The 23,899-nt window shown below is 38.7% G+C and carries 21 protein-coding genes; 19 read left to right on the forward strand and 2 right to left on the reverse strand.

What is annotated here, in order from left to right; genetic code table 11:
- The first annotated feature begins 159 nt into the window (after positions 1 to 159).
- From dnaK to I6E80_RS04320, 12 genes are all read left to right on the forward strand, one after another.
- The gene (gene dnaK, locus I6E80_RS04265; RefSeq protein WP_024598567.1) at positions 160 to 2,076 is read left to right on the forward strand and encodes a molecular chaperone DnaK; all 1,917 of its coding nucleotides are present in this window, start codon (positions 160 to 162) and stop codon (positions 2,074 to 2,076) included.
- Between the two features lie 202 nt (positions 2,077 to 2,278).
- Entirely contained in the window at positions 2,279 to 3,418 is a 1,140-nt protein-coding gene (gene dnaJ, locus I6E80_RS04270) for a molecular chaperone DnaJ (protein ID WP_024598566.1), read from the forward strand.
- Positions 3,419 to 3,514: 96 nt separating this feature from the next.
- Positions 3,515 to 3,976, forward strand: coding sequence for a Cys-tRNA(Pro) deacylase (gene ybaK / locus I6E80_RS04275; protein ID WP_197184890.1), 462 nt, complete (start codon positions 3,515 to 3,517; stop codon positions 3,974 to 3,976).
- A gap of 149 nt (positions 3,977 to 4,125) precedes the next feature.
- Positions 4,126 to 4,530, forward strand: coding sequence for a DUF1761 domain-containing protein (locus tag I6E80_RS04280; protein WP_197184891.1), 405 nt, complete (start codon positions 4,126 to 4,128; stop codon positions 4,528 to 4,530).
- 91 nt (positions 4,531 to 4,621) lie between these two features.
- Positions 4,622 to 4,990: a response regulator gene (locus I6E80_RS04285; RefSeq protein ID WP_024598563.1), complete on the forward strand. Its 369-nt coding sequence runs from the start codon at positions 4,622 to 4,624 to the stop codon at positions 4,988 to 4,990.
- Positions 4,991 to 5,133: 143 nt separating this feature from the next.
- Positions 5,134 to 5,385 carry a hypothetical protein gene (locus I6E80_RS04290; RefSeq protein WP_024598562.1) on the forward strand — a complete coding sequence of 84 codons (252 nt, stop codon included), beginning with the start codon at positions 5,134 to 5,136 and terminating at the stop codon, positions 5,383 to 5,385.
- A 148-nt stretch (positions 5,386 to 5,533) separates the two neighbouring features.
- Positions 5,534 to 5,797, forward strand: coding sequence for a hypothetical protein (locus tag I6E80_RS04295; RefSeq protein WP_024598561.1), 264 nt, complete (start codon positions 5,534 to 5,536; stop codon positions 5,795 to 5,797).
- A 171-nt stretch (positions 5,798 to 5,968) separates the two neighbouring features.
- Positions 5,969 to 7,699 carry a cache domain-containing protein gene (locus tag I6E80_RS04300; protein ID WP_024598560.1) on the forward strand — a complete coding sequence of 577 codons (1,731 nt, stop codon included), beginning with the start codon at positions 5,969 to 5,971 and terminating at the stop codon, positions 7,697 to 7,699.
- Positions 7,692 to 9,056, forward strand: a complete 1,365-nt coding sequence (locus I6E80_RS04305; protein ID WP_121955124.1) for a sigma-54 dependent transcriptional regulator — start codon at positions 7,692 to 7,694, stop codon at positions 9,054 to 9,056. The genes I6E80_RS04300 and I6E80_RS04305 overlap by 8 nt, the downstream gene beginning before the upstream one ends.
- A gap of 176 nt (positions 9,057 to 9,232) precedes the next feature.
- The gene (locus I6E80_RS04310) at positions 9,233 to 10,189 is read left to right on the forward strand and encodes a porin (protein WP_197184892.1); all 957 of its coding nucleotides are present in this window, start codon (positions 9,233 to 9,235) and stop codon (positions 10,187 to 10,189) included.
- Between the two features lie 9 nt (positions 10,190 to 10,198).
- A complete protein-coding gene (locus I6E80_RS04315) occupies positions 10,199 to 11,674 on the forward strand; it encodes a DASS family sodium-coupled anion symporter (protein WP_197184893.1) in 1,476 nt (491 codons plus the stop codon).
- 180 nt (positions 11,675 to 11,854) lie between these two features.
- On the forward strand, positions 11,855 to 13,273 hold the full coding sequence (locus I6E80_RS04320) for a coniferyl aldehyde dehydrogenase (RefSeq protein ID WP_076925614.1): 1,419 nt from the start codon (positions 11,855 to 11,857) through the stop codon (positions 13,271 to 13,273).
- A gap of 135 nt (positions 13,274 to 13,408) precedes the next feature.
- Here the strand turns inward: I6E80_RS04320 and I6E80_RS04325 are convergent, their stop codons facing one another.
- Complete coding sequence (locus I6E80_RS04325) at positions 13,409 to 14,134, reverse strand: tetratricopeptide repeat protein (RefSeq protein ID WP_076925612.1); 726 nt, start codon at positions 14,132 to 14,134, stop codon at positions 13,409 to 13,411.
- A 927-nt stretch (positions 14,135 to 15,061) separates the two neighbouring features.
- On the opposite strand from I6E80_RS04325, the gene I6E80_RS04330 reads away from it, so the two are divergent.
- The 7 genes from I6E80_RS04330 to I6E80_RS04360 all read left to right on the forward strand — a co-directional run bounded on the left by I6E80_RS04330 (position 15,062) and on the right by I6E80_RS04360 (position 22,906).
- Complete coding sequence (locus I6E80_RS04330) at positions 15,062 to 15,925, forward strand: DUF6279 family lipoprotein (protein WP_197184894.1); 864 nt, start codon at positions 15,062 to 15,064, stop codon at positions 15,923 to 15,925.
- 84 nt (positions 15,926 to 16,009) lie between these two features.
- Positions 16,010 to 17,038 carry an XdhC family protein gene (locus I6E80_RS04335; RefSeq protein WP_182693214.1) on the forward strand — a complete coding sequence of 343 codons (1,029 nt, stop codon included), beginning with the start codon at positions 16,010 to 16,012 and terminating at the stop codon, positions 17,036 to 17,038.
- Complete coding sequence (locus tag I6E80_RS04340; protein WP_197184895.1) at positions 17,032 to 17,649, forward strand: nucleotidyltransferase family protein; 618 nt, start codon at positions 17,032 to 17,034, stop codon at positions 17,647 to 17,649. Before I6E80_RS04335 ends, I6E80_RS04340 begins: the two co-directional genes overlap by 7 nt.
- Before the next feature lie 100 nt (positions 17,650 to 17,749).
- Positions 17,750 to 18,238 (forward strand): (2Fe-2S)-binding protein, encoded by a 489-nt coding sequence (locus I6E80_RS04345; protein ID WP_197184896.1) that lies wholly within the window; start codon positions 17,750 to 17,752, stop codon positions 18,236 to 18,238.
- 12 nt (positions 18,239 to 18,250) lie between these two features.
- The gene (locus I6E80_RS04350) at positions 18,251 to 20,542 is read left to right on the forward strand and encodes a xanthine dehydrogenase family protein molybdopterin-binding subunit (protein ID WP_197184897.1); all 2,292 of its coding nucleotides are present in this window, start codon (positions 18,251 to 18,253) and stop codon (positions 20,540 to 20,542) included.
- 186 nt (positions 20,543 to 20,728) lie between these two features.
- A complete protein-coding gene (gene moaA / locus I6E80_RS04355) occupies positions 20,729 to 21,700 on the forward strand; it encodes a GTP 3',8-cyclase MoaA (protein WP_170071385.1) in 972 nt (323 codons plus the stop codon).
- Positions 21,701 to 21,868: 168 nt separating this feature from the next.
- Entirely contained in the window at positions 21,869 to 22,906 is a 1,038-nt protein-coding gene (locus tag I6E80_RS04360) for a GGDEF domain-containing protein (RefSeq protein ID WP_197184898.1), read from the forward strand.
- 10 nt (positions 22,907 to 22,916) lie between these two features.
- Here the strand turns inward: I6E80_RS04360 and I6E80_RS04365 are convergent, their stop codons facing one another.
- Positions 22,917 to 23,855, reverse strand: coding sequence for a LysR family transcriptional regulator (locus tag I6E80_RS04365; protein ID WP_076925596.1), 939 nt, complete (start codon positions 23,853 to 23,855; stop codon positions 22,917 to 22,919).
- Positions 23,856 to 23,899 lie beyond the last annotated feature (44 nt).

The raw sequence follows: 23,899 nt of genomic DNA on the forward strand, positions 1-23,899 counted from the left end.
GCGGTGTAAAAATCACCATTCCTTACAATTATTAGGGTTATTTTGTAAATAAATCACAAAAAATGAATTTTTTTTCATTTTTACAGTTGAAATAAGTTTGGAGCAACCCTATTTACTAGTCATCGAACGTTTAACGAATATTGAAGTTGGAGAGATTTCATGGGTAAAATTATTGGAATAGATTTAGGTACTACAAACTCTTGTGTTGCAGTACTTGATGGTGGCAAAGCACGTGTTATTGAAAACGCGGAAGGCGATCGCACAACCCCGTCTATTATTGCTTATACGCAAGACGGAGAAACTTTAGTAGGTCAATCTGCTAAACGTCAAGCGGTTACTAACCCGACAAATACATTATTTGCAATTAAGCGTTTAATTGGTCGTCGTTTTGAAGACGAAGAAGTTCAACGTGATATCGGCATCATGCCGTTCAAAATTATTAAAGCTGATAACGGCGATGCATGGGTAGAAGCGGGTGGCGAAAAACGCGCTGCACCACAAATTTCTGCTGAAGTACTGAAAAAAATGAAGAAAACAGCTGAAGACTTCTTAGGTGAAGAAGTAACTGAAGCCGTAATCACAGTACCTGCATACTTTAACGATTCACAACGCCAAGCTACTAAAGATGCTGGTCGTATTGCGGGTCTTGAAGTTAAACGTATTATCAATGAGCCAACTGCTGCGGCACTTGCTTACGGTATGGATAAAAACCGTGGCGAAAACGTAGTTGCAGTATATGACTTAGGTGGCGGTACTTTCGATTTATCAATCATTGAAATTGATGAAGTTGAAGGCGAGCACACTTTTGAAGTACTAGCTACAAACGGCGACACGCACTTAGGTGGTGAAGATTTCGATAACCGCGTAATCAACTACCTAGTAGCTGAATTCAAGAAAGATCAAGGTTTAGACTTAAAAACTGATCCTCTTGCAATGCAACGTGTTAAAGAAGCTGCAGAAAAAGCAAAAATCGAACTTTCATCTGCACAGTCTACAGAAGTAAATCTTCCGTATGTAACTGCTGATGCATCTGGTCCTAAGCACATGAACGTGAAACTAACACGTGCTAAGCTTGAGTCACTAGTTGAAGATTTAGTAATGAAGTCTCTAGAGCCATTAAAACGTGCACTTGCTGATGCTGATTTATCAGTAAGCGACATCAACGACATTATTCTTGTTGGTGGCCAAACACGTATGCCTCTAGTACAAAAAACTGTTGCTGATTTCTTTGGCAAAGAGCCACGTAAAGACGTTAACCCTGATGAAGCAGTTGCAGTAGGCGCAGCGATTCAAGGTGGTGTACTTGCTGGTGACGTTAAAGATGTACTATTACTAGATGTTTCTCCATTATCTCTAGGTATTGAGACAATGGGTTCAGTAATGACTGCATTAATTGAGAAAAACACGACGATTCCTACTAAGAAATCGCAAACATTCTCAACAGCTGAAGATAACCAATCTGCTGTAACAATTCACGTGTTACAAGGTGAGCGTAAACGTTCAAGCGACAATAAATCACTAGGCCAATTTAACCTAGAAGGTATTCGTCCAGCGCAACGCGGTACACCGCAAATCGAAGTAACATTCGATGTTGATGCCGATGGTATCTTACATGTATCTGCGAAAGATAAAGATACAGGTAAAGAGCAAAAAATTACAATTCAAGCATCTTCAGGCTTAAGCGATGAAGAAGTTGAAAAAATGGTTCGTGACGCAGAAGCACATGCTGAAGACGATAAAAAGTTTGAAGAACTTGTAGCTGCTCGTAACCAAGCTGATGCTCTAGTTCACGGTACTCGCAAGCAAATTGAAGAAGCTGGCGATGCATTACCAAGCGAAGACAAAGAAGCGATTGAAGCTGCTGTTGTAGATTTAGAAGCTGCAATTAAGAGCGACAATAAAGAAGAGATTGAAGCTAAAACTCAAGCTCTTGCTGAAAAGTCTCAAAAACTAATGGAAATTGCTCAAGCGAAAGCTCAGCAAGGTTCAGCAGATGCAGGCGAGCAACAACAGTCAACTAAGCAAGACGACGACGTTGTTGATGCAGAGTTCGAAGAAGTGAAAGACGACAAGTAATTGTTGCTAACGCTTCTCGCTGACCAAAAGTACTTAACTCAGTTAGGTGTTTAGGTTAGGATGAACAATTGAGGCGCGCGAGCAATAGCTTGTCGCGCCTTTTGCATGTATTTAAGGTTTAAAAATTCAATGATAAATCGATGCGATTTATCGGTTTATCCAGCAGCTCACGCTGCAAACAGAAAAGAGTAGTGTGATAGATATGTCAAAACGCGATTATTACGAAGTCCTCGGCGTAAGCAAAGATGCGAGTGAGCGAGACATAAAAAAAGCGTATAAACGCTTAGCGATGAAATATCATCCAGACCGTACCGCAGGTGATAAAGAGCTTGAAACTAAGTTTAAAGAAGTTAAAGAAGCTTACGAAATTTTAACTGACGGTCAAAAACGTCAAATGTATGACCAACATGGTCACGCAGCGTTTGAACAAGGCGGCGGTGGCGGTCACGGTGGTTTTGGTGGCGGACATGGCGACTTTGGTGATGTATTTGGCGACGTATTTGGCGATATTTTTGGTGGCGGCGGTGGTCGACGTCAATCTCGTCAACAACGTGGATCTGATTTGCGTTACAACATGGACTTAAGCTTAGAAGAAGCTGTTCGTGGTAAAGAAGTTGAAATTAAAGTACCTACATGGGTTGGCTGTGAGCCGTGTGATGGCAGTGGTGCTAAAGCGGGTTCTAAACCTAAAACATGTACTACTTGTCATGGTGCTGGCCAAGTACAAATGCGCCAGGGTTTCTTTGCTGTACAGCAAACGTGTCCTACATGTCAGGGACAAGGTCAGATTATTTCAGATCCTTGTAACAGTTGTCATGGACAAGGCCGCGTAGAAAAAACTAAAACGCTTTCAGTTAAAATTCCAGCTGGCGTTGATACAGGCGACCGTATCCGTTTAACGGGTGAAGGCGAAGCCGGAATGCATGGCGCGCCATCGGGCGACTTATACGTGCAAGTATCGGTTCGCGAGCATGAAATATTTGTACGTGAAGCGAACAATTTATACTGTGAAGTACCAATTAGCTTTACTACAGCAGGCCTTGGTGGCGAAATTCAGGTGCCAACACTTGATGGTCGAGCAAAGCTTAAAATACCTTCTGAAACTCAAACGGGCAAAATGTTCCGTATGCGTGGCAAAGGTGTTAAGTCTGTTCGCAGTGGTGCACAAGGCGATCTAATTTGTAAGGTGGTAATCGAAACGCCAGTTAATCTTAACGAGCGTCAACGAGAACTACTTCAAGAGTTAGATGAAAGCATGGGTACAGATAGCTCGAAAAACCGTCCTAAAGAGCAAGGCTTTTTTGATGGTGTTAAAAAGTTTTTTGATGATTTAACTAAATAAATTTAAATTATTATGAACAAAAAACGACGCTTTTAGCGTCGTTTTTTTTGCTTTAAACTTAATTTTTGTTACTGTGAACAAAAAAGATGAAACAGCATGACACCAGCAATAGATCTACTTAAAAAGCAAAAAATCCCCTTTGAAGTACTCAGTTATGAGCACGATAAGAATAATAGCCATTACGGGCTTGAAGCTGTTGAAAAGTTAAATTTAGACAGTGCACAAGTATTTAAAACCCTAGTACTTGAAACACATGAACGGCAACTGATTGTTGCCGTAACGCCTGTATCCCAACAAGTTAACTTAAAGCAGTTAGCCAAATTATGTGGTGCTAAAAAAGTAGTTATGGCTGCCCCACAAAAAGTACAAGTTAGTACCGGTTATATTTTAGGAGGGGTGAGTCCGCTTGGACAAAAAAAGCGTCTAGCTACGTTTATTCATAGCAGTGCTTTACTCTTTGATACTATTTTTGTAAGCGCCGGAAAACGAGGCTTAGAAATAGCACTCTCACCAACTGATTTAGCCTTATTAACCAATGCAAAATTTGGCGATTTATAAACTATATTTTAATAATTACCTTCTATACAAACAATTAATTCAAGTTAAGCAATTTGCTCAATACCTTATTTATAACTACATTGGGAGTATCTTTATACCGTTAATATTTTATCCAAACGGTATCACACATTTTGTATACGGCTGTTTGTATGAATCTTTTAGATGTTAATTATTTTGCGATACTAGTGGCTGCGCTGTCTTCTTTTATGCTTGGCGGCATATGGTACTCAAAAGCTTTCTTTAAAAATGCTTGGCTAGAAAGTAGTGGCTTAACTGATCTGGACTTACAATCGGCTAACCCTAAGTTGATATTTGGTGGCAGCTTTTTTTTAGTTTTTATAGCGGCTTTAATGCTGTCTCTTTTTTTAGGTAAGGAGGCAAGCGTAGGTGAAAGTATAGGGGCAGGCTTTGTGATCGGCTTTTTTTGGATCAGTAGTTCATTAGGATTAAGTTATATATTTGAGCAACGTCCTTTAAAGCTTTTTTTAATTAACGGGGGTTATCATGTTTTACAGTTTTCGTTAATGGGGCTCATTTTAGGAATATGGCCGTAAGTTCAAATAATTAGTAAAACCAAATTTGCTCCTTATCTTCGAGTAGAGTAGTTTTATATAATCCCCTTTACATGACTTGGTAAACGTACTAATGAAAATATTAGTTGTTGATGATATGCCGCTTATGCGACATGTATTAATTAATATGTTGAGAAAACTAGAGTATAGCAATATCGTTGAAGCAACTGATGGATTGCAAGCTTTGGCTTTATTACGTCACCAGCATTTCGATTTGGTTATTACAGATCTTCATATGCCAAAAATGGATGGCGTTGATTTACTCACTAATATTCGACAGGATAAAGCACTCACTGATATTCCCGTTTTAATGGTTACTTGTGAAGACAGTACGGATAAAGTTAAGCAAGTTATCGCAGCTAAAGTATCGGGGTTTATAATTAAACCTTTTAATATGAATGTATTATCATCTCAATTAAACCGCTTCTTTTTTAGGGATTAGGTTATATTTCTCATAATCAATAATTTATTATGAGCTAGCTTGAACGAACATACTGCACAAAAATTCTAAAACCCAGTTGTCACCTTTACCTATCGAAACTGATATCATAGTTAATAACTCTTCATATAATACAGCAGAACCTAATGGCAAAACCTAATAAAAAAGGCCCAACTAAAACGGTCGATATTTTTTGCTCAGCCTGTAAAGCTTCCTTATTTAAATATCGAAAAGGAGGGAAGGGAGCATTAGTTAAGTGTTTTAAAGAGCGTATTAGTCAAGACTTTACAAGTGAGCCATGTATTTGCCCTAACTGTAGCCGTCCATTTGCCCGAGAGGCTATTATTCGTGGTGCACCAGCCTATAAAATCATCGGCGGAAAAGTAACGTTTAAATAAAGCTTTCTCCATACGGACATATGGCCTTGTTAGAATTTACCATATTGATAGAATCGCCCGGTTTGCTGTTTCAATGAATGAAAAAATACCCTCCCCATGGATCGGGCCAGTTTATTGGGTTATTTAAAAATGGATAAAGGATAGTTTCGTGATAGCACTCTTATTTGACATCATAGGTATGACAGGTACTTTTTTAGTAGTTGGTTCATTTTTTTTACTGCAGCTAGGTAAAACATCTCCAGCTAGCTTAACGTATAATATGATGAATTTAACAGGGGCAATTTTACTATTAATTAGTCTTTGTTATAATTTTAATTTAGCGAGCTTTGTAATCGAAATATTTTGGATTGCGGCGTCGTTAATTGGCTTATATAAATATGTTAAAAATAGATCAGCATTAGCTACAAATTAATTGTTTTTTAATTTAATGCTAAACAGATCGCTGTAAACATAGTTGTTTACGGCGATTTTTGTTTTTAAGCACTTTAAAACTGTTGTTAACAAAAAGTTTATATCTCTGCTAGAGATTAGCCGTTACACTAGCGCCCTAAAATTTTCTTGGCTATTTTTTTGCGAGCTATCCATGTTTTCCTTTTCTAAAAAAATTATTACTATTTTTGTGTTACTCGTACTTATATTAGTTGTTACGTTTTGGCTTGGTAGAGCTCATGATGTTGAGCAAGCAACTTACCAGGCTGAACGCCAAGTTACGCAATTAAATAACTATATTGATACTGAACTTGCTCGTTTTTCTGCTATTCCACAGTTACTTACCTATAACTCGTTAATGATAGACTTTGTTGATGCGCAGCCACAGCACTATAACGCTATTAATAACTACCTTGCTGATATTCAACAAGCCAGCGGTGCATCAGATATTTTTGTACTAAATACTCAAGGCGAAGTTATTGCCAGTAGTAATTGGCAAGCAGATTACACTTTTTTAGGTAGTAACTTTGCATTTAGACCTTATTTCAAACGTGCGTTTGCAGGCGAAAAAGTAGCGTATTTTGCACTAGGTATGCGCTCTAAAGAGCGTGGTATCTACTTTTCACAGGCTGTATATCGCGATAATAAAGCCATTGGTGTTGTTGTGCTAAAAGTCAATGTAAGCAAATTTGAGGACGACAGAGAGCTTTTAAATACGTCAAAGGGCAGCCACTTTTTCTTACAGCTTGCAGATGACGTAATTGCAATGTCAGATATGCAAACGTGGCGATTAAACAGCTTCACTGATCTTGATATAACTATGCGCAGAGATATTAAATCTCGTCGGGCTTATTTAGATCATCAACCTTTGTATATAAAGCAGTTTCAATTTTCTAATGAAGGTATTAAACATTTTAAAATAGATAAAAAACTTTACGTAATATCGCAAAGACCTTTACGATATTTTAATGCCACAATGAACGTACTCGTTGATATAACAAAAGTTAATTCTGCCCAACTGCCTCGCTTATTTTGGGTATTTATTATCTGTAGCTTGATAATTATTATTAGTTATATTTTATTAACTCGGTTTGCGGGCTATAAAAAGCTGGTGTACTCCAGACATAGCCTTGAACTTGAAGTACTTGAGCGCACTCAAGCTTTGGAAAAAGTACAAACAGCCTTAGTGCAATCTGCAAAGCTTGCGACAATAGGACAGTTAAGTGCAGGAATTAACCACGAAATAAACCAGCCGCTCAGTGCTATTAATACTTATTTAGCTTCGGCAAAGCGTTTATTAGCGAAAGGAAATACTTCAGCATTAGCTGAAAGCTTAGTGGTGATTGAGGGATTAGTTGATCGAGTGCATCAAATTGTAGGTCAACTAAAGCATTTCAGTAAACCTTCAAAAATGCAGCTCAGACCTTACCCGCTTGCAGGGCTTGTTAATAACGCCTTAATGATTTCTAGCGCGCAATTAAAGCAAGATAACGTACAAGTAGAGCCACCTCAATTTGATGAAACAGTCGTTGTATGGGTCGATTCGCTCAAGTTTGAACAAGTACTTGTTAATTTAATTACGAATGCTAGCCAAGCTATGAACGGCGCAATTATTCGTAACTTAAGTTTTCAGTTGGAGTGTTTTGAAGAGCGTGTAAAACTGTCGATTTTAGATACAGGCTCTGGTATTGAGCAACATGCATTTAGTCATTTATTTGAACCTTTTTACAGCACTAAATCAAGTAATGGTCTAGGCCTTGGTTTATCCATATCAAAACAAATAATTGATTCGTTTAATGGATGTTTGAGCGCACACAACCGACTAGAGGGAGGGGCTGAATTTATAATTAGCCTTTCTAACAGGCAGGAAAATACAGATGATTGACAGCCTACCTTGTAATCACATAATAGTCATTGATGATGAAGCAATGATCAGAGACTCTTTAAAGCAACTGCTCACTCTCGAAGGGTACACCGTTGAGTGCTTTAATGACGCAAGTACCGCTCTTAGCAAACTCAATAGGCGCTTTGCAGGAGTTGTGCTGAGCGATATAAATATGCCGAACATGGATGGCTTAACGCTTTTAGAGCAAATAACGGCTTTTGATAGTGAGCTCCCTGTAATATTTTTAACTGGTTACGCTGATGTATCGATTGCAGTTAAAGCGATGCAATTAGGTGCGTATGATTTATTTGAAAAACCGGTTAACGAACATCTTCTTGATTGCATAGCACGAGCGTGCGACAAACGAAGCCTTGTTATGGAGAACCGCGCATTAAAAGTGGCTGTACAGAAAACCTCAGCCCCTGGTGTACGCATACTAGGTGATACACCTAAAATGCAACACATGATGCACTTGTTAAATACAATTATAGATACCCCAACCGATGTGATGATTGAAGGTGAAACGGGCACAGGTAAAGAGTTGGTAGCGCGTTATCTACACGATCAAAGTAATCGATCTAGCTGTAATTTTGTTGCTATTAACTGTGGCGCAGTACCAGAGCAATTAATAGAAAGCGAATTGTTTGGTGCAGCAAGTGGGGCATACACCGGTGCTACGCAAAGTCGAAAGGGTAAGTTTGAATTTGCTCAGGGCGGTACGGTATTTTTAGATGAAATAGAAAGTACCCCAATGTCGCTGCAGGTTAAGTTACTACGCGTATTAGAAGAGCGAAAAGTAACACCTGTAGGCGATAACAAAGCAATTGATTTAGACATCAGAATTGTTGCAGCGACTAAAGTAGACTTACTTTCTTTAGTTGAAAAAGGTGAATTTAGAGCAGATTTATACTACAGACTCAGCTTAGTTAAAGTAAATATACCGCCTCTACGAGAGCGAAAAGCAGATATACTTTTATTGTTTAAGCATTTTAGCTCAATTGCAGCTACTCGCTATCACAAAGCACCAGCGCCCTTAAACAGTGAATTACAACAGCGTTTATTAGCTTACGACTGGCCCGGGAATGTGAGAGAACTTAGAAACCAAGCTGAGCGTGCTGTGCTATTAGGCGTTGAACTGGCGTTTTCGGTCACAAAAACACAAGGTCAGGGTGAGCTTTCGCCCGATTTAAGTTTGTCAGAGAAAGTATCATTTTACGAACAATCACTAATTGAACATGCACTTGAGATAAACCATGGAAGTATTAAAAATACCATGGAAGCATTACAAATTGCCCGAAAAACGCTTTACGATAAAATGAGTAAATATGGGCTCAACCGCGATATGTTTATCGATTAAATGTGTGGATAAAGTGACATACCCTGGTTTTTAATGTGCGGTAATCCGCACAATCTTGTATAGATAAAAACCACAGCTAGTGTCAAGATTATGAAATATATACCATTTACATCATTGGCAATGTGTTTGCTTAGTTAGAGTCGACAATAAGTAGATTCTAATAATTAGGACACACAATGATAAGGTTCAAACACACTACTATTTATCTAGCTTCACTGAGTTGCTTAGCTACATTTTCGCATACTGTTTTAGCGGTTGATTATACCGTTTATGGTAAAGCTGAAGTACAAATTGCAAATACTGATACAGGCACTATGCGATACGCAGATGAGGGTACGCAAATAGACGCGCCGTTCTCGCGTATTGGTATTAAAGGCGACCACAAACTTAACGAATACCTAAGCGTTGTTTTTAAATACGAAGTACAAGTTAAAGGGTTTGAGGAAGACGACACTGATGAGCCTTTTACTGCACGTAATACTTACTTGGGTTTAAAAGGTGCGTTTGGTGAAGTTGTAGTAGGAAGAAACGATACACGCTTTAAATACTCTGAAGGAAAAGTTGATAACTTTAATGAAACTCAAGCCGACATGGCACAAGTTATTGCAGGGCAAGATCGCCTCGGAGACACCATAACCTACACTTCAAGCTATTGGCATAATACACAGTTTTCGTTTACTTACGCGCCTAAAGACGATAATAAAGATAATGAAGCCGGTTTTGCTGCTACGCTTATTTATGGCGATCGTAATTTAAATAACACCCCGTATTATGTGTCACTAAGTCATGTTGATTCACTTAATAATATTACAGCAAGTAGACTTGCAGGCGTTTATAAGTTTAAGCAATTACAGTTAGGTGGCTTATACCAGCATTCTGAATCAGTGGATGGCACTAAATCTGGTAATGGTTATGTATTGAGTGCAAGTTACACGCTTGACAAGTGGGTACCAAAGATTCAATTTGCTAAAGATGACTCTACACTTCGTCAAGTTTCTGAGGCAACGCAATGGAGCACAGGCCTTGACTATGTATTTGATAAGCAGACAACAGCTTACCTTTTATACACCGATCTTAATCTAGAAGAACAAGACGACAACAGTGTTGCGCTTGGTCTTAAATATAAGTTTTAGAGGCTTATCATGACAGACAACATACTGACGCAAGAACCCGATAAGAAAAAACATTTTCAATGGCTTTTTTTAATACTAGGGCCTTTAGTAATGCTATTAACCTGTTTATTCGATCCGCCAACAGGTATGTCGGTTGCGGCATTTAAAACTGCAGGCTTAGCATTTTGGATGGCATCGTGGTGGGTGAGCGAAGTTGTACCAATTCCGGCAACTGCATTGCTACCACTGGTAATATCACCACTAGCTGATATAGCAGCAATAAAAAGTGTGGCTGCACCGTATGCACACCCGCTAATCTTTTTATTTTTAGGTGGGTTTTTAATTTCCATTGCTATGGAGCGCTGGGGTTTACATAAACGTATTGCGCTTAGCACTATGCTATACGCAGGTAAAAAACCAAGCCTACAAATTTTAGCTATGATGTTGGTTACCGCATTTTTGTCGATGTGGATGTCTAATACGGCTACAGCCGTAATGATGCTGCCTATTGCACTTTCGATTACCAGTTTAGTTAAACAATCAGACCCCGAGAATGAAGGTTTTGGTAAGGCTTTACTGTTATCAATCGCTTATGGTGCAAGTATTGGTGGTATTGCTACTTTAATTGGCACTCCGCCTAACGCTTTAATGGCTGCTTACTTATCAGACAGTTATCAAATAGAGATTGGCTTTGCGCAATGGATGATTGTAGGTGTACCTCTGTCTTTAAGCATGCTAGTTATTAGCTGGGTTTGGCTTACTAAGTTTGCGTATAAAGTAGATGCTAATGTTAAAAACGATCAGAAAATTGATACAAAAGCAGTGTTTACAACTCAGCTAAAAAATCTTGGAATAATGCAACGTGCAGAAAAAGGCGTGCTGTTTGTATTTGTACTTGCTGCACTTTGTTGGATATTTAGACCTTTATTAGGCGATATTACAGGTCTTAATATTTCAGATACTACAATTGCAATTGCTGCGGCATTGCTGTTGTTTGTAATGCCAGCGAATAAAGGCAAAAATGAGCGTATTCTTGATTGGCATCACGCATCAGAGGTACCGTGGGGCGTACTACTTTTGTTTGGAGGCGGATTAACATTAGCGTCCCAAATAAAATCATCAGGCCTTGCTGATTTTATTGCCCAAATGATAGAGGGTGTAAGTACTATTCCACTTGTTATGAGTGTACTTGTTGTTGTGGCATTAATTACGTTTTTAACGGAGATCACGAGTAATACAGCAACTGCAGCTGGCTTTCTTCCTTTATTAGGACCCGTTGCAGAATCTATCACAGGTTCGCCACTTGTATGGGTTATTCCTGCCGCTATTGCATGTAGCTGCGCGTTTATGATGCCAGTAGCGACACCACCAAACGCCATTGTATTTGGCTCAGGGCAAATTCAAATGCGCGACATGATAAGAGCAGGCTTTATACTAAATATTGTTGCTATTGTATTAATTACGCTAGTGACAATGACTATAGCATCTCAAGTATTTGGCTTTTAAAACTGTACTAAATCAACCTATACCAGAGTAGCTTTGTTTATATTTACAGTTTTAAACAAAGCTACTCTTTATACTTATTTATATTGCTTAAGAAGCTCTTTTTTAGATAATTAGTGTTATTGCTCGAAAAACAGAACAAGGTTATAGTCGTTAATAACTTTAAAAATTGAGTAACCTATTTTGAGCACTGAGACATCACAGGCAATGCCTTTAATTCCCCAATTTGATGAATTGCAAAAAAGCTTTCTCGAAACGCCTTACTTGCCAATTGATAAACGTCTCGTTTTATTAAAAAAACTTCGTGTACGTATTGTTGAACTTGAGCAAGAGCTAGTGGATGCTGCTTCAAAAGACTTTGGTTATAGAACTGCTTTCGATACTTTACTTGGCGATATATTACCTACGGTGCAAACGCTCGCACACATTATTAAAAAGCTCCCAAAATGGGCAAAGCCAAGTAATCGCTCTGTTGGTTTAAGCTTGTGGCCTTCAAAAGTAAGTGTTAATTACCAGCCCAAAGGTGTGGTTGGCATTATTGCACCGTGGAATTATCCGATTCAGTTAGCGTTAGTACCTGTGTTTACTGCTATAGCTGCCGGTAATAGAGTCATGCTCAAATTAAGCGAGTTTACACCTCACACAAACGTCGTTATCGAAAAAATATTTAAAGACGATATGCAAGCGCATTGTAAAATAATACAAGGCGGCAGCGATGTAGCCGCGCAATTTTCATCGCTTCCATTTGCTCATTTATTATTTACGGGCTCAACGGCAGTAGGTAAATTAGTAATGGCTTCGGCGAGTCGTAATTTAACACCGGTAACGCTCGAACTCGGTGGTAAATCGCCAGTTATTATTACGCAAAATGCCGATATTAAAAAAGCGGCGCAAGCCATACTGTTTGGAAAAATGGCTAATGCAGGGCAAATATGCGTTGCTCCCGACTATGTATTTGTACCCAAAGCGCTTGAGCATCAGCTGGTTCAGCAATTGTGTGAGCTGTATAAAAAGCATTTTAAAGACGGTGTTGAAGGTAAAAACTTAACTTCTATTATTAGCGATGCACACTATAAACGTTTAGCAACCTATTTAGAGCAAGCACAAGAGCTTGGCGCAAACATTATTAAGCCACTTGAGCAAAACCAGCAAGATGAGCAAAAACATCGTATGGGGCTGCATTTAGTGACTCAAGTGACTGACGAGATGAGCCTAATGCAAGATGAGTTATTTGGTCCAATATTACCAATAATGAGTTACGAAAAGCTCGACAGCGCAATTGATTATATTAAAGCGCATCACCACCCATTAGCGCTTTATATTTTAGGGCAAGATAAGCACGCTCAAGAATACATTATGAAGCAAACAATCAGTGGCACTGTGGCAATAAACGATACGTTAGTGCAAGTAACTGCTGACGATGCACCTTTTGGTGGTGTAGGGCATTCAGGAATGGGGCACTATCATGGTATTGAAGGTTTTTTAACGTTCAGCCACGCTAAAAACACCTTAGTATCAGGCTCGTTTAATCCTCGTATTAATCTGTTACTTAAACAAAGTAAACTTATTATTAAGCTATTAAAATGGCTTTATATAAAATGATAGGGTGTTGATTTTGTAAAGTTGAATAGATTTTATTTTGCTAATCAAGATATATTAAAAAGGCTGAATTACGTTATGTAATTCAGCCTTTTTAGATTAGCTTCAAACTAAACTCTTAAACTCTAAAATAAGACTTTAAAATAAGCGACCTTCACCAGCATAAGTACCCACTTGTATTTTTGCATAAATGGCATCGGCTTTTTCTTTAGCTTCTTCAATTTCTTTAGGTAGCATTTTACGCTCATCAAGTTTGCGGCTATGACTTGCTTGCATGTTGCCATTGTACTCGGCAATAGTATTCCAAATGTATGACTTTTCTAGATCCTTTGGCATGCCTAGACCTTCAAAATACATTAGCGCTAAATTAAATTGAGCCAAAGAGTAATTATTAGCGGCCGCTTTTTCATACCAATTACGCGCAGCTTTATAATCTCGAGTCACACCTACGCCGTTGGAGTACATTACCCCTAAATTAAACTGAGCCGCAGGCAGGTTTTTATTGGCTGCTTGTTCAAATAAGGTAACAGCCATTTGGTGATCAAGTTTAACACCTTTGCCTTCGTCGTATAAAACCGCTAGAGCAAACATTGAATCCGGGTGGTTCTTTTTTACGCCTTGTTGATAAAGCGCAGCTGCTTTGCGGTAATCGCGCGTTACACCGTATCCACCTTCATATAATTTAGCTAGTTCGTAAATTCCTGGTGCAAAGCCTTTATCGGCAAGGTATTGAAATTCTTTTAGGGCGACTGCAAATTCACCTTCGTTTGCTGCTTTTATGCCATCTTCTAATGTTGCATGAGCAAAGGGGCTGGCAAGTAAAACGCCAGCTAGAACGAGTGATTTCAAATTAAACTGTGACATATTAATGTCTCCAATTAGTAATAGTTACAATAGGTATTAACGCCTGTTTATCTTTCTAGTTTAAATTTGTGTTGCTATTTAGGTTCGCTCTTTGTTGCTCGGTTTTTAATGAGCCTACTAGGTTACAAACTTCGTGCGGCGATTAATACCAACCTGCATAAATCTTTGATCAATTTAACGAATTAAATTGCACTATAACGTCGTTAAAAATTTCATTTAGAACAACTAGATACAAAAACTTTTGCCTAGTTCTAGCGTAATTTCCTTAACGTTAAATAGACCCCATATATAAGCAGATTGGTATAAATAGCGCCTAGATAGAACAAATTTTAATGCTAAAAGGTCAACAGGCCATAGTTGAATGCTAAATTATTAAATTTTTGCACTATTTGCGCATTTTAAACGTTTAATACTCAATGCATTTAAGTAGAGACTAAATCGGTTACTATAAATAGATGCAAAAAAGGGTGTCTACTGTTATGTTTTACGCCAGCTTTAGCGTAAACGCAAGGCGATACCTTATCAGATCGTGCGTATAAAATGTAAATAACAGCACGGTGGACTTTTAAGGTAAGTAAACGAGTTTAGAAGTGTAAGATACAGATTTTATAGAAAATTTAAAGAAATAAAAAAAGCCCGTTAGGGCTTTTTTGAATCATATTAACCGTCACTAATATGAGCAATGTAGCAAGTAAATGTGATATTTGATGTTATTACTTGGGTCGAGTAAGTAATAACACGAAGCGGCACGCTCTTCTTTTAATGTGTCAGCATCCTTGCTGAATATTCTTCCGTAGGCACTGAGGTCGTTACACTGTGTTTGTGCGAACGATTATCAGTTAGATCTAAATGTAAGTCAACACTTAAATGATAACTATTATCAAATGAGTTTTGAGCTTTGCCACAATCTAAATAATAGAGAAGGTTATGCTTAATAATTTCAAAGCAAAAAAACTAAAACAGATATGCCTTGCTGTAAGTATGTTGTTTTTATGTAGTTGCTCGGCATCTTTTACTTACAATAATTTGAGTTGGCTTTCGTCATTTTGGGTAGATGATTATATTGATTTAAATAAAACACAAAATAAGCAGCTTAAAAAGATTATTAACACGACCCAAGCGTGGCATAGAAGTACGCAGCTACCAGCCTATAAACAAGACATTCAAAATATTAAGGCACTTTTTAACAACACACTAAGCATTGAGAAGTTAAAAGAGCAGGTGGTTTTTGCTAAAAAGCATTGGCAGAACCTACTTGAATACGCGCACATGCCTTTAGCTGAGCTTGGGGCAACCTTATCAAGTGAGCAAAGAGAAGAACTTTTAAACAATATTCAAATAAAAATTAACGACGAACGCGAAGAGTTTAACGAACAAACTCCACTTGAGCGAAAAAGTGAGCGCTTAGAAGAGCAATTTGAATATTACGAGCAGTGGATAGGCAAGCTTAATAAACAACAAAAAGCGCTGATTAAATCAACTAATGAGCAACATCAAGACTCAGGAACGCTGTGGCTAGAGTACAAGCAAAAGCGTTTGAATGCAGCCAAACAGATATTTACAAATGCTGAAATTACAAAAAAAGAATTTATAAATCAGTTAAGTACGGTTATTAAAGAGCGCGAACTTTATATGAGCGACGCACTATTGAAAACCAATGAAGCAAACTTAAATTTATATATAAATTTACTCTACGAATTAAACTCAACTCTAAATGATAAACAACGCCAAAGCGTTAATGATCAATTTGATGAGTTAATTGAGACCTTAAACGATATAATAGAGGAGTAAATTGTGCGTGAATTATTAAGTTTTAAATTAGCTGTTTAGGCTGGTTTGTTTTTAAACGCAATAAATGCTTTTAAAGGGCAATATATGGTTACAGATTTAAAAAGTATCTTAAACACTTGGTATCCGAATAGGGATAACCAAGAATGGGTTTTAGCTACTTTGTACAAAATTGAAGGCTCTAGCTACAGAAAACTAGGGGCTATGATGCTTATATCTAGCCTAGGCGAGCGCCTGGGGATGCTTTCGGGTGGCTGTTTAGAAGCTGATATACAGCGCCATGCTAAACAAGTAATGAGTACTTTAACAAGTAAAACCATCAGTTATGATGCCACCGATGAAGACGATTTAACATTTCAACTTGGTATTGGTTGTGGGGGCATAGTACACATTTTACTGCAGCCCATTCACAAAGCTAATGACTATTTACAGTTAGAGCTTGTATCTAAAGCACTTAATGAGAATAAACCAGGGCGATACCTTCAACAGGTAAGCCCCATTTTGCCAGCCGGTAGTGGTGTATTTACGCAAAATGATGAGTTACATGGTTTATCAATGAACCGCAAAGCGCAGTTAATAGAATTAAAAGGCGCTACGTGCTTACAAACATCTATTTATCCGCCGCCTCATTTACTAATAGTGGGTGGTGGGGCCGATGCGGTTCCGGTTTATACATTTGCCAAACAACTTGGTTGGAGTGTAACTGTATGGGACACGCGTGCAGCCAATGCAAAAAGGCAATATTTTAAAAATGCAGATGCTATTTTGCGTATCACACCGAGTGAGTTAAAAGAATATTGCATAACTAATAAAGTCGATGCGGCTATTTTAATGGCTCACAGCGTTGAGCTTGACGCGAGTACGTTAGCTCAATTTAAAGATGTTTCTTTTAAATATATAGGGTTATTGGGTCCTAAGCACAGGCGTGAACAAGTTTTAGAGCACGCGAATACGCGTGTTTCACAAATAAAGTCTCCTGTTTTTGGGCCTGTCGGTTTAAATTTAGGCGGCGACTCGCCAGAGAGTATTGCACTATCGCTGATCAGCGAAATACACGCAGTGCTGTGTGACAAAAACGCCCAATCGCTAAGCCATTGGGGGCAAGAGGAGTGCTAATTGCAAAAGTTGTTTTAGCCGCAGGGCAATCATCTCGCTTTAACGGCTGTAAATTAACGGCTGATATCGGGTTTGGCAAAACAATGATTGAGCATGCAGTAAATACACTTCAAGCACTTGATGACACGCCCGTGTATGTAGTTACCGGGGCATGGCATAAAGAAGTAGCACAAGTACTAGCCGGTTATAAAAACATAGAGCTAATTGAGAACAAGCAATGGAGCCAAGGTTTAGGTAATTCAATCGCGATAGCGTCTCAAACTGTGTTTAAAAATAAGTCCCTTGATGGGATTTTATTTATGCTTGCGGATCAGGTTGAGCTAAAAGTAGCGCACTTAAGTGAGCTAGTTACTGGTTTTACACGTAATCCATCGCGCTGGTGCGCAAACTATGGCGAGCGTTTAGGTGTACCCGCTATATTCCCAGCGGTTGATTTACCTCAGCTTGCAAGCTTAACTTCGGATAGAGGTGCACAGCAATTATTGCGATCCAGCAGTGAAGTTGTTAACACAATTAGTTTAAGCAGTGCGAGTTTAGATATAGATACGCAAGAGCAATTAAGTGAGTTTTTAAGTAAAACAGAATATAAAAATTTTAATGAAAAAATATAACGAGTAGGGTCGTAGTTATATTTTTAATAGCTATAGTCACTTTTGAAGCTGTTCGTATAGTTTAAAAGTGACTATAGAAATCGTAATTAAGGGGCAAGCTATGGTGACGTTTACAATTAATGGCAAGGTGGTCGAATCACACGCAAGTGAAGATACACCATTGTTATGGGTTATTCGTGATGAAATTGGATTAAAAGGTACGAAGTTTGGTTGCGGTATTGCAATGTGTGGTGCGTGTACAGTGCATTTAGATGGGCAAGCAACCCGCTCATGTGTTTTACCAATTGGCGCAATTGCAGGAAAAAACATTACCACAATTGAAGGGCTTAATAACGAACACCCACTGCAAAAAGCATGGGTTGAAGAGCAAGTACCACAGTGCGGTTACTGTCAGTCGGGGCAAATAATGCAAGCGGCCACATTACTGGCAGCTAACCCAAGACCTTCAGATGAAGAAATAGTAAGCCATATGAATGGTAACTACTGTCGCTGTATGGCTTATAAACGTATTAAAACTGCTATTCAACGCGCTGCAGATGAGTCACAAAGTGTAGTAAATATATTTGATCCAAATGCACAAGACGCTTAACTGGAGCCGATAATGAAAAAATTATTTCAAAAAAATAGCGAAACCGTTAATTTAAATCGTCGCTCGTTTATGATTGGCACTGCTAGCGCAGGTTTAGTCATGGCGTTTGCCCCTGCGTTATTTTCGGGTTCGGTAAGTGCAAAAGAGTCAATTGCGCAACAGGCTTTTTCACCAACAATTTGGTGGACTATGAGCACCGACGGCGCCGTAGAAGTAAGTATTGCTAAAGCTGAAATGGGCCAGCATATTGGTACTGCTCTTGCGCGTATTGTGGCTGATGAGCTTGAATGTGATTGGGATAAAGTATCAATTACCTACGTAGATACTCATGAAAAATGGGGCTTTATGGTAACGGGTGGTTCGTGGTCTGTATTTCAAAGCTTTAAGCCATTATCTCAAGCCGGTGCTGCAGGTCGAATTGCATTAATAGACGCAGGCGCGAAAATGCTCGGTGTGCCTGCAGATAAATGTCGTGCTGAAAAGGGCTATATTATTTCAGGCGAAAAATCGGTTAGTTACGCTGACATAGTCAAAAAAGGCGAGTTTAATCGTACATTTACCAGTGATGAAGTTGCAAACCTCCCACTAAAACCTGCTAATAAGCGTCATTTAACAGGGCTTAAACAAGACTTTAAAGCGCTTGATATACCAGCCAAAACAAATGGCACTGCGGTATATGGTATAGATGTAGAAGTTGAAGGCATGCTGTACGCGCGACCAGTAATACCGCCAACCCGCTATGGCAGTAAAGTAACAAACGTTGACGATAGTGCAGCAAAAGCTATTAAAGGTTACAAAGGCTATGAAATTTTAAATGATCCTAGTAACACAGTGCAAGGCTGGGTTGTTGTATTAGCTGACAGTTACCCAAGCGCCATTAAAGCAGTAGATGCTTTAAAGGTGAGTTATAAAAAGGGTGAGTCAGCAAATATATCTGAAGATGATATTCAAAAAGAAGGTAAGCGATTATGCGAGCAGCGCGACTCGGGTACTTTATTTGTTGATGAAGGTGATATAAAGAAAACACAAGCAGATGCCAGTGAGTCGTTAGAATCAATGTATACCACAGCGACAGCGAGTCATTATCAGCTAGAGCCATTAAATGCGGTTGCAGAGTTTAAAGACGGTAATTGGATTATTCATACTGGTAACCAATGGCAGTCACTTACGTTACCTGCGCTTGCTAAAGCACTTGAAATAGAACAAAACAAAGTAATTATTCGTCCTTATTATTTAGGTGGTGGTTTTGGCCGTCGATTATTTGGTGACTGGACCGTACCTGCAGCTCTAACCGCAAAAGCAGTAGGTAAACCAGTAAAACTGGTATTTACACGAGCAGACGACAGTTTATTCGATCAGTCTCGTTCTGCATCTGCTGCAAAAATGACAGCGTCATTTGATAAAAACGGTACTTTTACTGGTTTAGAGCATGCATTTGCTGCAGGTTGGCCTACTAAAGCTATGGCACCAGGGTTTTTATCACCGGGTGTTGATGGCAAAGGTAAATTTGATGCATTTTCGGCATCGGGCGCTGATCATTGGTACAGCATGAGCAGTCATCGTGCACGCGCTATTAATAACGAAGTTGCACAAAGCACCTTTACTCCAGGTTGGTTACGTTCAGTAGGACCAGGTTGGATTGCATGGAGTCTTGAGTCGTTTATTGATGAAATTGCCCATAAGCAAGGCAAAGATCCAGTTCAATTTAGAATTGAAATGTTAGATGGTAAAGGCAAGCAAGCAGGAAAAGCACCTGAGAGTGTAGGTGGAGCAGTGCGCTTACGTAATGTGCTTAAAACAGTGTCAGACAAAGTAGCTTCTGTTAAATTAGCTAAAGATGAAGGCATTGGCTTTTCTGTAAGCTCAGGGCAAGAACGTACTATGCCAGCATGGCTTGCAACCGCAGCGCATGTTCATGTTAACCGTGATAGTGGTAAAATAACGCTTAAAAAGCTTTATGTTGTTGTAGATGCGGGCTTAATAGTTCACCCAGATGGCGCACTAGCGCAAATTGAAGGGTCGTTACTATGGGGCAGCAGCCTTGCATTGCATGAATCAAATACGTATAAAGATGGACAGGTATCAGCGACTAACTTTAATACTTATTTACCGCTAAGGATGCAAGACGTGCCAGATATTGACATTGAATTTTTACAAAGCGATGAATTTCCAGTTGGTTTAGGCGAACCTGGCGTTATAGGGGTAGCTCCTGCGATTGGTAATGCTGTATTTAATGCAGTAGGCGTACGTTTACGTGATCTACCAATGAAGCCAAGCGAACTTAAAAAAGGCTTAGAAGCGTAAAACAAAAATAACTAAAGGGATGTGCTTTATGCAGCCCTTTTTAGTTATTAAATATATTTATGTAATTATTATTTATGTATCAATAAGTAGCGTTGTTTATACCAATTCGCTTAATTAAATGATTAAGTATTATTGCAAATTGGTATTAGGTTATTATTACTTGTTGATATTAGTTAAGGTTTATTTATGCTAATCGACCCAACAGGGCGAGAGTTTAGTTACTTACGTTTGTCTATTACTGATGTATGTAATTTTAAGTGTGTTTATTGTTTACCAGATGGTTATCAGGGGGGGCCAGACCGTGGTTTTCTCACAATTGATGAAATTAGCAATACGCTTAAAGCGTTTGCGCACCATGGTATTGAAAAAGTAAGGATCACTGGCGGAGAACCAACTCTTAGAAAAGACTTTATAGATGTTGTTCGCGCGGCAAAAGATGTCGCGGGCATAAAAAAAATTGCAATGACTACCAATGGTTTTTCTCTTCATAAGAATATCCACGACTGGGTAGATGCGGGCTTAAACGCCATTAATGTAAGTATTGATAGCTTAGATCCGCGCATGTTTAACACCATTACTGGGCATGACAAATTTACCTCAGTAATGAAAGGTATTGATACTGCGCTTGAAACGGGTATTGATTCGGTAAAAATAAACAGTGTGCTGATGAAGCAATATAACGCGAAAGAGTTTGATACATTTTTAAATTGGGTTAAACACCGTCCCGTTACTATTCGTTTTATTGAGTTGATGCAAACAAACGACAACAAAGCCTTTTTTGATGCTAACCATGTATCTGGGCAAGTTTTAAAAACTCAGCTATTGCAAACGGGTTGGCAGCAAGTTGCGCGTAGTGCATCAGCAGGTCCTGCTCAAGAGTTTGCTCATCCTGATTATCAAGGCAGAATTGGTTTGATCATGCCTTACAGCAACGACTTTTGTAGTACCTGTAACCGATTAAGGGTTACAGCAAAAGGGAACCTGCACTTGTGTTTGTTTTCTGAAGAGGGTATTTCGCTAAGAGAATATATGAACGACAGTTCAAACAGTAAATTAATGGCATTGCTATCTCGTTATATTAAAACCAAAAAGCCAACTCACCTTTTACACCAAGGCAATACAGGTATTACGACTAATTTATCAATGCTAGGTGGCTAGCTTTTAAAGCTACCTAGAAAAGTAAAAGCACTAAACGTGTTCCTAAAATACACTACATTATCCCTAAAAGGTAAATAACTGGTTGTATCTACATGGTTTTATATCAACAAAGCTTGTTAAATTGTATTTTCACGTTAAACTTACTTTTATTTTTATTAAGTGATTAGAATGGATATCGCCGCCCTTAATAGCACTAAATCATTAAGAAAAGACGTTCTGCGAGGAATGTGTCTTTGTTTTGGTTCTTTATCGGTAGGATTTGCGGGTTTTAATTTAACCGTAAATAACTTTCCATTGCTTGGCTATATCGAAATCTGTTTTTCTATTTATTGTATATTTACTTACATTTCACTTATACGCCGTCCACTACAGTTTTGGCAATCCTTGATAATGTGTGTGCTCATAACGCTAATTGTTATTTTGGGTACATCTTTAGCATCGCCTCGTAATGCTGTGTTTGTATGGTCGTTTGCATTACCTATTTTGTACTATCTGTTATTAGGTAAACAATACGGTGTAATTTTCTCTGCAAATTTATTAGTTATCCAAGTGTTTATTTTAGGGAGTAAGTCTACTCTTGACCCTTTTGAAAATTTTAACCTATCTCTTAATTTAATCTGTGCTTATTTTAGTATTTGGGCGATTTCTCATGTTTTTGAAGGGAGCCGCTCACATTTTTCAAAGCGCCTTAAAAATTTAGCATTACTTGATCCGCTGACGGGTGCAGGTAATCGCCTTTCAATGAACCACTACTTTGAAGTTGAACTACAAGATAAATCACAGCTATATTTGTTTTTACTCGATTTAGACTTTTTTAAGCAGATAAATGATGAGCATGGTCATGGTGTCGGTGACCAAGTACTTATCGAAGTGGCCACTTTACTAAGAGTTGAGCTTCCTAGAGGGTATGTATTTAGAGTAGGCGGTGAGGAGTTTGCTTTATTTAGCGCTTTTGCAAATGAAGAGGCCGCACTTAATACCGCTGAACAAATAAGGGCACGTTTTGAAAATACAACATTTGACATTGACGGCCTTGCTATTAATGTGACAACAAGTATTGGTGTCGCAAAATTTAAAAGTACTAATTCATTGGAAAGCTTTGTAAACCAAGCGGATAAGCAGTTATACAAAGCAAAACAGTTTGGCCGCAATAAAGTGTATTGTAAGTTTAAACAAGAACACGACCGTGAGGCGGTAGTTGCTTAAGTAGGGTCACTTAGTACATTTGCTCAAAATTGGGGATCCCATTTTCCCAAATCGGTTTGTCTTTTCCTAAATGCTCGCGCACAGCATCAAAAAACAACCGGGTCCTTACTGGTAAATCTCGATGCGGATATACGGCATACATCGCACTAAACTCCATGAGTTTCACATCTGTTAATAAAGGCACTAGCTTACCTTGTATTATTTCATCACCAATAATAAATGCAGGGGCGACAAAGTAAGTTGTGCCCGATAATGTTTTCATTAACAATGACTCTGCATCGTTTGCACGAAACACACTTTTTATTTTTTGCTCGCAGCGTTCACCTTTACTATCGTAGTAATCTATAGCTTCTACTCGAATAGAATTACTGGCATAGCTTGCTGCTGGTAATTGCGCTAACTCTTCCATTGTTTTTGGCATACCATAAGTTTCAATAAACTGTGGCGCAGCTAAAATTAATAACCGGTTACGCGCTATTTTACGTGCAATAAGTGACGAATCTTTAGGCTCACCTACACGAAAAGCCAAATCAAATCCTTCAGAGACTATATCTACTAATCTATCGTCTAAACGCAGTTCAACTTCTACTTGAGGAAAGCGTTTTTGAAAATCATTAAGTACAGGTTGTAAATAACGACGACCAATAAGTGTTGATGAAGTGATTTTTAACACGCCGCGCGGTTCTAAATGGTAGTTTTCGGCCATGCGCACAGTTTCGCCAAGCAGCTCTCTAAGCTCTGCTGCTTTTTTGATCATTTCGGCGCCTGCCGCTGTGAGCGAAAATGAACGCGTGGTTCGGTTAAGTAACCTAACGCCTAACTCATCTTCTAAACGACTAATTTGCTTGGATATAACAGAGCGATCTATGTTGCGTATTTCTGCAGCTTTTGCAAAAGAGCCTTGCTCAACCACTTCAAGTAACATTAAAAGTCGACTTGTTGTATCCATTATTACACCTTAATTAATCTATTGATGCCATTTTGGCATTAATG

Origin of the sequence: Pseudoalteromonas sp. NSLLW218, assembly GCF_015864775.1 — a bacterium.
GTDB lineage: Bacteria > Pseudomonadota > Gammaproteobacteria > Enterobacterales > Alteromonadaceae > Pseudoalteromonas.